The organism is Phreatobacter aquiterrae (assembly GCF_053471285.1).
On the sequence record NZ_JBJPHW010000024.1, the window covers coordinates 1 to 13,119 of the forward strand.

A 13,119-nucleotide genomic window follows, 5' to 3' on the forward strand; every position below is an offset into this window, starting at 1 on the left:
TCCACACCCGTCATCCCTGGACCCTTCCCGAAAACGGAAAGGATCGTGCGCTATGGCCTCAGCAGGGGTGGTTATTGGACGCGAAACCAGCCCAGCAGGGGGTGGTTCTTGCACGCGATTTCACAGGCTTGCCCCTTGATGCAGAGGCCCGAAAGCCCACTCTCAGCGCCAGAGAGAAGCAAACCCGGTTCAGGAGGTTGCACCACCTGGAAGGCTCGTCTCTTCAATCAAAAAATTAGCGTCTCTTTTCTGTAAATTTCTGAGAAGTGTTCTGAGAAAGTGTTCGGGCAATGTTCTGAGTGTTCTGTATCTATATATAGAGGGCGCGACCAACTCAGCGGAAAAGCGCGACCAACTCAGCGGAGAAGCGCGACCAACTCAGCGGAGAAATCGCCCCAAGCGCGACCAACTCAGCGGAGGCGCGCGACCAACTCAGCGGAGAGGTGGTGCTAAGCCCTTGAAATATATGTACCGCAAAATGGCGGGGGCGCGACCAACTCAGCGGAGCTAAGAGCCGACAGTTTCACGGTTTTCGTGGAACATAGGCCGCACCAATCCCTGGATGGGATGCGCCGCTATGCCTTCTTGATCGGGCGTGGGGTGGGAAGTGCCAGCACCTTCGGATCGGCCGGGTGCAAGGTGATGCCTTCCTCGGTGAGCCGTAGCGGGAGCTTGGGGAACACCTCGCGGACGTGTTCGACCTCCATGGCAAACTTGCGCTGGAAGTCGCGTTGCCGGGTGAAGCCCTCGCCGAACTGCTCGCCGAGGGCGTTCCAGCTGATGTGCAACGGGCGCTCGATGTTGTGCAGGCGGTAGCCCAGCCAGAAATACAGATCCAGCTTGCGGGCGCTGCCTGCGAAGGCGCGAACCGCCTTCACGTTCACGGGCAGGGCGTGGCGCTGCAAGCTGTCATACATGGTCGGGCTAAAGGTAAGCGTGCTCGGCCAGAGGGAGCGCTGGCGCGGGTCGGCCGAGAGCCACAGCTCAAAGTCTTCGATCGGCGTGAAGCTCTTGGTTTTTACGGTCGAGCCGCTCCATGCGGTGATGCGCATGGTGCAGGCGGCGAGCGCGTTCAGCTGCTGCCGGAAGGCAGTCAGTGAGCCGCGCGGCCCCCCAGCGTCGTCATAGCCCATATCCCGCACGAAGGCGGTGAAGGTATCGGCAAGCTCAATGGTGGCCGACTTCTGCCGCACTGCCTCGCTGCACAGGTGCATCAGGATCAGCCGCGCCTTAGGCCCGTAGGGCAGCGGCTGCGGCACAAGCTGGCCTTCGGCATTGGGGAGATCCTGGGCGTAGACGGCAAGGCTCATCTGGCCCTGCTCTTTGACGTAGCGCCGCACGTCGAGCGGCTGGCGGTCATAGGGCAAGCCGCAGATCGCGAGCACGCTGTGAATGTGCCGCAGATCCTTGATCGTTGGCGGCTCATTCTCGAACACTTCGCGGATGATTGCCCGGCGCCGTGTCTCACGGGGCAGAGCCGCGAGGGCCGCAGCCTTCTCAGCGGCGGCGGCGGCTTCCTTGTCACGGCGCTGCTGCTGGCTAATGAGCATGCCCCGTTCGACCGAAAACAGCGCCTTGCCGCGTGCAGCTTCCAGCCGCTCGCGCAGGTCAAGATCGCGGATCAGGCTCTCGTCGTGCATACGATGAGCCTAAGTGATTTGCGGCAGCGGGCCTAGCGCCCTGCATGCAAACTGCACAGGTGAAACGAAGCCCATAAGGTGTAAGTTATACCTTATGCCTTGTAAGTCTCACTGCGGGCGTGCCCGTTTCGCTCTAGCCATTGGTGAATGGCCTCGGCGCAAATGTCATTCAGGCGGCGATCGTGATCGAGGGCAATCAGCTTGAGCGTGCGAATGGTGGGCGCGGGCAGATAGACGCTCACGTGAGGGTACTTCTTGCGGCCGGATGCGGCGGCAACCTCGGGCACGGCCGGGGTGGTGATGTGGCCCTCAGTCGCCCCCGCGATCGGCGTTGGGCGGAAGGTTGCGAGGCTGGCACGTTTGGCCATGGCTTAGCCTTTCATACGTTTGGCAACCCAAGCCCAAAGCGCCTGCACCTCGGCAGCTGCTTTGCCCTCGGGGTTGTGCTCAGTCACGCCCAGGCCCAGCCCTAGGGCGTCTTGAAAATCGTTCCGCTGCGCGATCGGCGGCTCGGCCAAGAGCCCCAGCACGCGCAACCCCGCCGCTGCCTCGGTGAGCCGGGAGCTGCGCACGGGCGCCTGGTTCAGCACGAAGGCGAAGCGGCGTCGGGCGCCCTGGATCGCCTCTAGCGTCGCCTGGGTGGCTTCGAGATCCGCCGGGGTCGGCCGCGTCGGTATCAGGCACAGGTCGGCCGCCTGGATCGCGGCAGTGGCGAGCGGGCTATCGGCGCCCGCTGTGTCGAGCACAGTCAGGGTGAACCCGTTGGCGGCGATCTGGGCCAGCGCCGGGGCCAATCCTGCCGCTGTCTCGATCCGGTCGAATGCGGGAAACGCAGCCTCCCGGCGATCAACCCAGCGACGCAAGGTGCCCTGCTTATCCAGCTCTAGCAGAAACACCTTTTCGCGGGTCTGACTGGCGGCCACGGCAAGATTGGCGGCGAGGGTGCTTTTGCCGCTGCCGCCTTTTTGCGTGACCAAAGCCAGGGTTTTCATGCTCGAACCTTACAAGGTGCACCGTATAAGGTGCAACTTATACCGTGTAAGGTTTAAGGGATCGTGACGGAGGGTGTGGCTCTAATGCGACTTACCGCGCACCGACCGCTCTACTGCCTTCAGGATTTTCACAGCAAGCAGGTAGAGCAGCCCGTACATCGCAAATGCAATGGCATTGCCGATGAACCAGCCAGCCTGCGCACCCTCGCTATCAGCCGACGGCACCGACTGGACACAGCCAGTAAAAAACTGAACCAGATACACAGCTACGAGAAGGCCCGTAAATATGCGGTGCGTCAGTAAAAAACCATCTAATTTTGTCTCATTTTTGGGATCTGGCATCATATTGCAGATTAAAAAGCGCTGTGCCGTAGCAGTCAATATTGTTTACTCAAATTTTGCGCATGCAGCTACAAGTTATTATTATATACGAAGCCGTGAAATAGTTGAATGGCTCACCGCGTAGCTGCGGGCGATCTCGCGGACGGCCTCGCCTTGGGCGAGCCTATCAAGGGCTTCCCGCCGCTGATGCGGGGTGAGGGTAGGGGGGCGCCCCAGGCGCACGCCACGGGCCTTGGCGCGGCTGCGCCCCTCGGCCGTGCGGGCTTTAATCAGCTCACGTTCGAACTCGGCCAGCCCCCCCAGGATCGTGAGCATAAGGCGGCCGTGGGCCGTGGTGGTGTCGGCCCAGGTATCTGCCAGGGAGCGGAACCCGGCCCCTGCCTGGGCGATCGTATCGAGCGCGTTCAAGAGATCCCGCGTTGAACGGGCGAGGCGGTCGAGCCTGGTCACAAGCACCACGTCTCCCGCGTTCAGGCTCGCTAAGAGCTTGGCGAGCTGGGGCCGATCGGCGCGGGCGCCGCTGGCCTTCTCCTGAAACACCTTCACGGCCCCAGCCTGGCGCAAGGCCTCAAGCTGGGCCTCAAGGGTTTGCCCGTCAGTCGATACCCGCGCGTAGCCGTAAATCATGCGGAGATTATGAACCGGATATATGCACCAGAAAAGCCTAGACGGATCAAAGGGTGACGGGGTGGTGCAAAAATGTTGATTTATGACGATAGAAAATGCTCAGGAAACACTAAATATATATGTATTGAGCGAAAGCTAAGCAAGACAATACCTGCCAGGAAATCGTTCCGGCTGCACTTTTTGAGGTATAACGAATGATTACAATAGGTTATATACTAATAATTTGCGGATACATACTAATTGCTGTAGCGCATATCTAATCTGATTGGCCGTTTGCAGCGCCAGGCTCACGCCTGGCGCCTCAAGCGGCTTTAATCCCGGTCAGACCGATAATCCGCGCGCGGAAATCGTCGTACTCACCGCCGGTCGCGCTGATGAGATCCGAGATCTTGTAAAACCGATTGGTGCTTGGGCTCTCCTTGCGAGCCATTACCATGTCCATCGCATCGACGTTGACCACAGTCCAGCACTCTGTGTAGCCCGCTGCACGGGCCTTCTGGTGGCTCTTTTCAGCTTCCCCTAAGCGATTGTGGATATTTGAAAAGTCCGTTCCGCCCTTGATCTCAATCGCGATGAGCTGGCGGAAGCTTCCGGTCGTCATCTGTTCTCGAATGATGATGTCAGGGTCTGCGGCAAACTCGATCAGCACTTTGCGCCCGGCTGCATTAGTTAGCTCCATGCGCCGGGTGTCAGAGGCCGTGATCGACCCGCCTACGATCTCCTTGATCGCCCCGAAAACCGAGACAATCGCGGCTGTCCCGATTGTGACGTTTCGGCTGCCTCGCAACTGCGGCCCCAAGGTTAGCAGCGTCAGATCATCAAGAAGCGCGCTGCTCACCGTGCTCGTGTTGAGGCCCGCCAGGAGCATGGCCCCGGCCTTGGCCATTTCCTTGCAAAAGTCCTCGATAATCGGCTCATTAGCCTTAGAGATCTGTCCACTTTCCTCAAGAGCCTTTAGGCGCCCCGCGACGGTGGCAGCGTAAAAAAGCTTCTGGCTGTAGCCGTACAGCAAGCGGTAATAGCCGATAAGGCGTGGGTTGGCCTTGAGCACAGCCGGTACGGCAAACATGAGTTCACCGCGTAGGCCGTGGCTCGCCAGCAAGGCCAGACTATGAGCCGGAACGATTGTCGCGAGTTCTTTATCGATCTCCGGTATCGAGAGCTTCTTGACGGTTTCGCCCAACGCCTCTTGCAGCATCGCTTCCCGGATTTCCACGAGGGCAATCGAGAAGGCAACCTGTAGCTCGGGTTCTGGAATGGCGAACATCAGGCGGCGACCCGCATGATCCGCTCTTCGGCCGCCAGGCGGCGAGCGGCAAGAGCGACGTACTCAGGATTGAGTTCAATTCCGGCATAACGGCGGTCAAGCTGCTGGGCCACGACCCCGACCGTGCCGGAGCCAAAGAAGGGATCTAGGACAACATCACCCGGGCGCGTCGAGGCCAGAATGCATGGCTCGACCAATCGGGGTGGGAAGGTCGCAAAATGTGCGCCGTTGAAGCCCTGAGTATTTATATCCCACACGGTGCGGCGGTTTCGGCCATTGGGCTCAAGCACGGCCGCCCTATCATAGAAATACTTCTCTGATTTCGTAAACATAAATAGATATTCGTGTGACCGCGTGGGGCGGTCTTTCACGCTTTCTGGCATAGCATTAGGCTTATTCCATATAATATCAGCACGAAGATACCAACCATCATCTTGAAGAGCGAATGCTAACCGCCACGGAATTCCCATGAGGTCTTTGGGCTTTAGGCCCTCGGGAGTATCCGGGCGAACTTCCATCGCCCGGGCCGGATTTTTCTTATCGGGTGCTCGCCAGCCTCTGTTGCCGCTGGTGTAGCCGTCTCCGATGTTGAGCCAGAAAACCCCATCAGGGCGCAGAACCCTACGCACCTCACGAAAGGTCGAAGTCAGCCGGTTGATGAACTGCGGAAGCGTCGTTTCAAGCCCGATCTGGTCGGGATTGTTATAGTCCCGCAGCCCCCAATAGGGGGGCGAGGTCACAACGCACTGCACACTTTCACCCGGGAGCCGCTGTAAGACCAGAAGGGCGTCACCTTCAAAGATCGTCGAGGTCGAAAGCGTCAGCTGTTCTGGCTTACGAACCTTTTGGGTGCGCATATCTGTGATTGTCCCGGCAAATCGCTGCATCTGCGCGGATAGTGGGAGAGGTGCGTCTGATTGGGCAAGGGCCGTCAAACCACACCATGCAGAAAATTGCCTGTCTTGTACGCAGCACTAGGAGTTGCGGAGACCCGGGTGCGCTTGCTCGCGAGGGCCGCAAATGCCAATTTTAGCCGGTTAACACTACACAGCCCAGGGGCGTGGGGTGGGCGGCTGGTACACCGTTTTCAAGCGGATCAAGGGGCACCTGTACGCCTACAGCCAGCGTTCCTGGCGGGACGGCAAGAAGGTGCGCGTGGAAAGCCGCTACATAGGCGGCAGCGGGGGGGCAACGACGCTTGCTAGCCTCGCTGAAGCTGCGAGAGGCAACAAGTTAACACTACGCCAAGACCCAGCCCTCAAGCTCGCTACGTTGCCCCCGGCGAAGGCAGAGGCTCTATTTTACGCCAACAAGCTCGTAGAGCTGCAGATAGACGACCTGCCCAAGCAATCGGGGGACGCCTTGTTAGGTTACACGGGGCGGGATTATCGCCCTTTGAACGAAGCACTACGCGGGGATATCCCGCTCACCCCGGCTCTCAAGCAGCAGATCCTGTGGATCAAGAAGGCGCTGCAAGACCCTCGGGCGGTCATGCTGCACGACGTGGTTTTGCATCGTGCCGCGCTGATCCGCTTTGATCAGCTCGCCCTCGGGGGCACCTTCATTGAACCGGGCTTTATGTCGTGCTCGGTGTCGCGAGAGGTGGCCTATGGCTGGGGTAAAGTGATGCAAGTCGCCAAGCCGTTCTATGAGAAGGTGCTGCTCAAGATCATCGTTCGCAAAGGCGAGCGGGGGTTTGTCTCGTTGAACGACGTAAACCCCGGCGAAGAGGACGAAGTTCTGTGCATTGGCTCGCAAATGCGCATCCTTGAATTGGAAAAGACCCGGCGAGGATGGACAGCGACCGTTGAACGGGTGACGATTTCCCGATGAGAAAACGACAGCTCACCCCTAGGGCGGCTACCCAGGCGCACCCTGAACGAGCCGATAAATGGGTGTCGGTGATCGATCAGGTAGACCCGCCCGGCACGGCGGCGCCCTTCGATGGCTTCGCCCATATCGACCGGCTGCTCGCTGACTTCGATGCAAAGCAACCGAAAAAGGCCGCTCGGCCAAAGGCGACTAAGCCGAAAGGCGGTTAACACTACAAGCGGCAAGGCCGACACCTCGGCATTGCCGATGGCAGCCAAATGCCCTGCAATCCCGGTCAGGCGGTCAAGGGGTTGGTGCGGGCGCAAGCCGGAGGCTGAGCCACGGCCCCTTGACGGCCCGCCGGGGCAGGGCACGACCAATCAAACCGGCCGCCGATCGGCGGCACCATGGCCCGCCCTAGCGCGGCCCACAGCCCCCAAGGGTGCCTGCCTGTGGCGAACGGAGCCACGGGGAGGGCGGGGGCCGGGCCTGCGCGGAAGGCGGGCACCGGGGAGGGGTCAGGGGAGGGCAACGCCCGCCCCTCGGCCGCTGGGTGGCGCGACGCGCCTTAAGCGGCCTGGCGTGGGGTTTAGGGGAGGCGGCCCAGAGCCCTCCCCTTTGGCGCTGCCAAAGGCCCTGGCGGCCGTTGCAGCGACAACACAGGCAGGGCCAGAGCCCGCCGTCACTACCGATCTTAGAAGGTAGTGACGGCGGCGGTTCGCAAGCTCACCACCGCAGGAAAAGGCGGCTTCTATCGGGGGCCAGGCGCCATTGGGGGCGCGGGGCGGCAGCTGTCAGGACGAGTGGCGGCGAGTGACAGAAGGGGAAGCCTACCCCTGCCTACGGGGTAGGCCTGCAACACTCAGGGGCTTAGCAGGCCCAATGCGCGACAACTTCGGCCTTAGTGCCCCTCACGTTTGAAAGGAACGACCATGAACGCTGCCAAACAGCACCCAGCGAAGCGCCTCGGCGCAACGCTTTACCGACGCGAACCACAGCAACCCCACGGGCAATGCACGCGACACCGGCCCAGGAGGCCACCAACGACGGAGAAGCCAACCTAACGCGAACGAGCTGAACACATGAAGGCAAGACGCTCGCCAGCGTGGCGAACGATTGGAGACTAGGAACAGGGAGAAACGGAGAAAACAACAGGGAGTATCCCGACCACCTCGCACCCTCAGGGGCGGGCCGACCACGACCTAGAAGGCGTGGCGGCAGGTCATAAACACTAACCGACAACGTATAAGGTGTAACTTACAAGGTATGGACGACCTCGCCTACAGCCTGAAATCCCTGACCCTCGGGTCGGGAGAAGGCAGCTACAACACACGCACCCAGCGTCACCGGGGCTTGCAGCTGATCGCCCGCGAGCTGCGCGGAATGGGGTACATGCTCGCAGGCGCCCAATCCCTCAAGCCTAAGCACGTCTCGGCCCTGGTGGAGAGCTGGAAAGCCTCGAACCTCTCGGCCGGGACGCTCAAGAACCGCATGGCCTGGCTGCGGTGGTGGGGCGAGAAAATCCGCAAGACGAGCGTGCTGCCTGCCGATAACGCGGCCCTCGGCATCGAGCGGCGCAGCACCTGGAAAGGCCAGAAGGCCCACACCACGACCGGCGACAAGCAAGCCGCCCTGCCCCCTCGGGCAGCCCTGGCGGTGCGCTTGCAAATGGCCTTCGGCCTGCGCCTGGAAGAGAGCCTAAAATTCCGGCCCAACGTGGCCGACAAAGGCAACACCCTCACCTTGCAGGCGAGCTGGTGCAAAGGCGGCCGGGCGCGGGAAATCCCGGTGCACCACCCCAAGCAACGGGCCTTGCTCAATGAGCTGCGGGCCGTGGTGGGCGACGGGTGCCTGATCCCTGAGGGGCAAACCTACATCAAAGCCCGGAAGGATCTTGAACGCATCACCTGGGCGACCGGGGTACGGAACATGCACGGGCACCGCCACTGGTACGCGCAATGGCGCTATCAAGCCTTGACGGGCTGGGCTCCCCCGGCGGCGGGCGGCAAGACCTATGAGCAAATGAACCGGGCCGAACGGGCGGCCGACTATCGCGCCCGCCTCACCGTCAGCCGTGAGCTGGGTCACAACCGGATCGACATCACCGACGCTTACCTCGGGCGCCGCTTTGCGGCCCGGAAGGAGGCGGCGTAATGCGCGCGAAACTCGCCCCCTTGCTGCCCTATATCCACGAGTTGACCCAGGCGAGCCGGGAGAAGATAGCGGGCGAGATCCTGAGCCGCGAAGCGGCGCGCACGCTGATCACGGAAGCGGCGGGGCGCGGCGAAGGATCGGTGCGCCTCACCTTAGGCGAGCACATGATCGAGCTGCGCAGCACCGAGGCGGCGGCGAAGCTGCTGGCCTGGTGCGGCGATCAGGGGTTCACGACGGAATGGGCCGAAGTCACGCTCGAACGGCGGAACGGGATCAAGCTCAAAACGGCTGAGCTGATCATCAGCTGGGCGCGGGATCAGATCGCCTCGACTGAATAGCCAGAAGGGAAAACGGGGGCACCCACCCCCCGGCGGGTAGAGACGGAGGGCAATTGGAAGGGGCCTGAAAGGGCCATTTCAATTGCCTGACGGCGAAGAAAGGTCTCATAAACAGCCTAAACGCTTGCAACGTAAGCCTTATTCTAAGTCATGATCCGGCCCATTTTTGGGTCATATCCGGGGACGTTTTCGGGGCGTTTTTCAAGACCACTTGACCTGCTCGGGCGGCACCGGACGGCTGGTCGTACCATAGCTTTGCATCACCAGATTGTATGGCGGGGAAGGCATCTGTGGCTGATTGGGTAGAGTGCGCTGTTCACTCAATGCCTTGGGGCCTTGAGGCGCTGGCGGCAACAGGTCAGCAACCTGCTTGACGAGAGGAGAGGCGAACTCAGGCTCACGCAGGATCCAGAGCTCGGGACGCCGAAACGCGGCTTCCTTGAACAGCTCGCGAAAGAGCGTGGTGAGGTGTTCGGGCTTCGACAATTCCAGCTCAAGGCGCCCACGCTCTTGCGCCACCCGGTGGAGCGAGGTCAGCACCTCCTGGGCCATTTCTCCCATCTCGTGACGGATGGCCTCGGCCTTTTTCCGATCCTCCTGCCAGGTCAAAAACGCCTTCCTGTCTTTCTCATAACGGACGGTGGCGTCATGCCAGGCTTGCCACTTGGGATAGTAGGCTTTGTACGCCGCTTCATAGTCGGCCTTGGCGAGCGCGAGGGATTTTGCGGCATCCCTTTTCACAGTGGCATCGTAAAGTGCCTTGCTGGCAGCGTACCGGGCTTTGTTTGCAGCATTTGAGACTAGCTGCCACCCGATAATGGTCGCAGACAATAAAAACCCGCCTACAAAACCGTAGCTGACTGCCGCTCCAAGGTCGCTGTTACGGGACTGAAGCGGCGACGCCGACCCGGCTAACCCGATAAACGCAACAACACCGAACAGTATGGCACCCGCTATTGGAAAGGCGATGAGGCCTGAATAGTCTGGGCGGTGTAAGTGTGGAGGTTGGGGCTCTTGCATGTCGGATGAGGGCAGTAGTGGAACGCTGATCGACCCGCGCAGGCTCGATCTACGTGCCCTCGCGGTACGTGCGAACCTGCCGGTTCCGGCTCCGCCTGTCGAGCCACCGGCAAGCGAGCGGCTTGCGCTGGGAGAACTCTCACCGCTCGGAGACGACGGACAAAGCGAAGTCGGGGCGGCCATTGCCCGGCTGGTTGATCGCTACAATGCGATGCTTGAAGCGACCGGCGCCTATTACCGGGCCTATTCCTTCAAGGAGTATCTGCACCGCCGCGCGAATGTGTCGCGCTCTCGATTAGATCCCGACCCCTTCAACCGGAGTGACTTCACCAAGGATTATGAGGGGTACGTCACCTATCTCAGCGATCAGAACGACACCCTTGCGCGGCTGATCGCGTGGGAGATGGCTCGGCCGCGCCATTGCCTCGAAACCCGCGACCGCCGCGCCCACACCCTGGTGACGGGCGGCTCACGGTCGGGCAAGTCGGAGCTGATCAAGCTGCTGGTGCATCACTACGTAAAGCACCCGGAGCTGGGCGGGGTTCTGGTGGTGGATCCCCACGGCGACATGGCTCGGCAAATTGCCCGGTGGCGTGACTTCGCGGGCAAGGGTGCCGATCGCCTTGTGTACCTCGATCCGACCGAGGGCGCGTTGCATGGCGCCATGCCTGCGCTGAACCCGCTGGGCCACGCCTCGACCTCGCCTAGCGAGGTAGCAGCCGTGGCAGACCAGCTGGCCGATGCGCTCGCCTATTTCGGGGGCGAAGGCGAAGGCCAGACGCCCCAGATGCAGCGCCTGGCTGCGTTCTGCCTGCAAATGCTGCTCGAAATCGAGGGCAGCACCCTGCTCGATCTGATGAACGGCCTAACAGTCCCCCCCAAGGCCGAGAAGGGCGGGCCTAGACCGGCCGAACCGGCGTTCGTGCGGCGGGGTCGGAAGCATCCCGACGAAGTGGTGCGCGGATTTTTTCAGAACGATTGGGACGGCGACAGCTACCGGGGGACGCGCGACGCGCTGAGGCGGCGCCTGCAAACGCACCTGAGGGCACCAACCTTCCGACAGGTGATGACAGCACCGGATCCGCTGAACCTTGAAGCGCAACTCTGCGCCGGCAAGGTGGTGGTGGTGAACTGCGGCTTTGACGGCGGAGCGGGCGACGCGCTCGGGCGCTTTGTCATGGCCCAGGTGGCGGCGATCGGGCGGCGGCGCCTGGACAATCCCCAGCTTGAGCGACGGCCCATGCACGTCTTTGTGGACGAGGCCACGCAGCTCATGGCGCCCCCCTTCGTGAAGATCCTTGAGCGCTTCGCTAAAGCTGGCATTTGGCTGACCATGGCCCAGCAAGGCGCGGGCGAAGGTGGCGAACGGGAATTCATCAACCGGGTGCGACGGAGCACCGGCCTCAAATTCCTGGGCCGTTCGGGCAACGTGGGCGAGCTGCTGAGCCTGGTGGATATGCCAGCCCGCGAACTGCCCCAGCTCAAGCAAGGTCACTTCATTGTCGCCAAGACGGGCGAGGAGCGATCGACCTTGCTACTCAAGGCCTCCAATCCCTCACCGCTGCGCGACGATGATCACGCGATGAACCCGCGAGAATGGGCGCGGGTCATGGCGGATCAGGTGGCGCAGTACTATCGCGCCCCACCAAAGGCCCTTGCGGCGCCGAGTGAACCGGCACGAGAGGATGAGGCAGACGCAAGGCAATGGCGGGCCGATTGAGCACGAAAAAGAACAAGCCAGCGTCAAGCTCGGCAGCGGATCCCAAGCTCATTGATGGCCTCGCATGGTATCGCCTGCTGACCATTCGGCAGGCGGCCTGGCTGTGCAGCGTCTCCGAAGAGCTGGCGGGGGAACGGTTCCGCGTGCTGAACCGTCAAGGCCTGGTGGGGCTGCTCAATCAACCCCGCATGCTTGGCCCCCGGGTGCACTGGCTCACCCCTAAGGGTGTGGCACTGGCAATCGACTATGCCGCCGAACGTGGCGAGACGATCCAGCTCACCGCACCGAAAAATGGCTTCTCAGCGGGCGAGCATCTTCGGCAACGGATCGGGATTGTGGATTGCCACCTCGGGCTAAGAGCCTGGGCAGGCGCCTCAGGGGCGACCGTGGAAGAGTTCCGGGTCGAGTTTGAGGCCAACCCCCAGGGACTTCTGGCGAAGGCCCTCAGCTATCCCTGGGCGCTGTCTGACGGGACAGCCCAGCTGCCCTATCAACCGGACGCGGTGGGGACGCTGCGCCTGGCTGACGGGTCACGGTTCATATTTGCGGTCGAGGTCGAGACAGGCGGCGTGATCCGATCGCTCGACAACTTCCGCAAGAAGCTCCCTGCCCGGCTTGGCGCATTTGAGAGGGCCGCGCTTGAGCTGGGGAGTGCATGGCCCAAAAGCGAGCGGCGGGCTCGGCTGCTGTTTGTGTTTTCAGATGAACGCATGCTCGAGGGCGCACGCGGGATCCTGGCGCGGCAGCAAAGCCACGCGTTGCCCTACGCCTACCTGAGTACGTTGGAGAACGTGCGGGCGTCGTTTGGCGATCGGTGGGTGCAGGCGTCAGGGGAACGGGCCAACCCCTTCAAGGCGAGCTAGTCCCATCCTGGGGCGCCTCCTAATCAGCGTAGCTGGATCAGGTCGGCGCGGTAGGGCCACAAAGACAATCAGCCAAAAGCTTCTAGAGAGCCTCTAAGAGGCCTTCAGAGCGGTTTTTTTGTTGGAGGTGAACAATTCCTCGCCTTTCTCTCATGGCAGCGCTCTAGGGGCTTCTCAGGGCCTTGGGTCAAGGGGTGCGAAGCACCGGAGGCTTGCCCTGTCAAATCGCTTCCAATCGCCACCCCTATTTCGCGTCCAAAGCAGGCCCCCATTGAGGGCGCAGATGCGAGCGGCCGCCCCGGCGTAGCTGGCCAGGGTTTCGCAGCCGGGGCGGCCGCGTTTCC

The 13,119-nt window shown here is 61.6% G+C and carries 14 protein-coding genes; 6 read left to right on the top strand and 8 right to left on the bottom strand.

Annotated features, from left to right (window positions below):
- Positions 1 to 575 precede the first annotated feature (575 nt).
- From ACJ4V0_RS21085 to ACJ4V0_RS21115, 7 genes are all read right to left on the bottom strand, one after another.
- Entirely contained in the window at positions 576 to 1,640 is a 1,065-nt protein-coding gene (locus tag ACJ4V0_RS21085) for a replication protein RepA (protein ID WP_448301582.1), read from the bottom strand.
- A 92-nt stretch (positions 1,641 to 1,732) separates the two neighbouring features.
- Entirely contained in the window at positions 1,733 to 2,008 is a 276-nt protein-coding gene (locus ACJ4V0_RS21090; RefSeq protein ID WP_448301583.1) for a hypothetical protein, read from the bottom strand.
- A gap of 3 nt (positions 2,009 to 2,011) precedes the next feature.
- Positions 2,012 to 2,632, bottom strand: coding sequence for a nucleotide-binding protein (locus ACJ4V0_RS21095; protein ID WP_448301584.1), 621 nt, complete (start codon positions 2,630 to 2,632; stop codon positions 2,012 to 2,014).
- Positions 2,633 to 2,713: 81 nt separating this feature from the next.
- Positions 2,714 to 3,013, bottom strand: coding sequence for a hypothetical protein (locus ACJ4V0_RS21100; protein ID WP_448301585.1), 300 nt, complete (start codon positions 3,011 to 3,013; stop codon positions 2,714 to 2,716).
- A 42-nt stretch (positions 3,014 to 3,055) separates the two neighbouring features.
- A complete protein-coding gene (locus ACJ4V0_RS21105; protein ID WP_448301586.1) occupies positions 3,056 to 3,601 on the bottom strand; it encodes a recombinase family protein in 546 nt (181 codons plus the stop codon).
- Between the two features lie 301 nt (positions 3,602 to 3,902).
- Positions 3,903 to 4,868 (bottom strand): XcyI family restriction endonuclease, encoded by a 966-nt coding sequence (locus ACJ4V0_RS21110; protein WP_448301587.1) that lies wholly within the window; start codon positions 4,866 to 4,868, stop codon positions 3,903 to 3,905.
- Positions 4,868 to 5,725: a DNA-methyltransferase gene (locus tag ACJ4V0_RS21115; protein WP_448301588.1), complete on the bottom strand. Its 858-nt coding sequence runs from the start codon at positions 5,723 to 5,725 to the stop codon at positions 4,868 to 4,870. Before ACJ4V0_RS21115 ends, ACJ4V0_RS21110 begins: the two co-directional genes overlap by 1 nt.
- A 208-nt stretch (positions 5,726 to 5,933) precedes the next feature.
- On the opposite strand from ACJ4V0_RS21115, the gene ACJ4V0_RS21120 reads away from it, so the two are divergent.
- The 4 genes from ACJ4V0_RS21120 (at position 5,934) to ACJ4V0_RS21135 (ending at position 9,172) form a co-directional block, all read left to right on the top strand.
- Positions 5,934 to 6,701: an ADP-ribosyltransferase gene (locus ACJ4V0_RS21120; RefSeq protein WP_448301589.1), complete on the top strand. Its 768-nt coding sequence runs from the start codon at positions 5,934 to 5,936 to the stop codon at positions 6,699 to 6,701.
- Positions 6,702 to 6,763: 62 nt separating this feature from the next.
- The gene (locus ACJ4V0_RS21125) at positions 6,764 to 6,910 is read left to right on the top strand and encodes a hypothetical protein (RefSeq protein ID WP_448301590.1); all 147 of its coding nucleotides are present in this window, start codon (positions 6,764 to 6,766) and stop codon (positions 6,908 to 6,910) included.
- Positions 6,911 to 7,946: 1,036 nt separating this feature from the next.
- A complete protein-coding gene (locus tag ACJ4V0_RS21130) occupies positions 7,947 to 8,834 on the top strand; it encodes a phage integrase N-terminal domain-containing protein (RefSeq protein ID WP_448301591.1) in 888 nt (295 codons plus the stop codon).
- Positions 8,834 to 9,172 carry a hypothetical protein gene (locus ACJ4V0_RS21135; protein ID WP_448301592.1) on the top strand — a complete coding sequence of 113 codons (339 nt, stop codon included), beginning with the start codon at positions 8,834 to 8,836 and terminating at the stop codon, positions 9,170 to 9,172. Before ACJ4V0_RS21130 ends, ACJ4V0_RS21135 begins: the two co-directional genes overlap by 1 nt.
- A gap of 201 nt (positions 9,173 to 9,373) precedes the next feature.
- Here the strand turns inward: ACJ4V0_RS21135 and ACJ4V0_RS21140 are convergent, their stop codons facing one another.
- Complete coding sequence (locus ACJ4V0_RS21140; RefSeq protein WP_448301593.1) at positions 9,374 to 10,003, bottom strand: hypothetical protein; 630 nt, start codon at positions 10,001 to 10,003, stop codon at positions 9,374 to 9,376.
- Between the two features lie 187 nt (positions 10,004 to 10,190).
- Here ACJ4V0_RS21140 and ACJ4V0_RS21145 point away from each other — a divergent pair, with 187 nt between their 5' ends.
- Positions 10,191 to 11,912, top strand: a complete 1,722-nt coding sequence (locus tag ACJ4V0_RS21145) for a type IV secretory system conjugative DNA transfer family protein (RefSeq protein WP_448301594.1) — start codon at positions 10,191 to 10,193, stop codon at positions 11,910 to 11,912.
- The gene (locus tag ACJ4V0_RS21150) at positions 11,909 to 12,775 is read left to right on the top strand and encodes a hypothetical protein (RefSeq protein WP_448301595.1); all 867 of its coding nucleotides are present in this window, start codon (positions 11,909 to 11,911) and stop codon (positions 12,773 to 12,775) included. Before ACJ4V0_RS21145 ends, ACJ4V0_RS21150 begins: the two co-directional genes overlap by 4 nt.
- Positions 12,776 to 13,119: the final 344 nt, after the last annotated feature.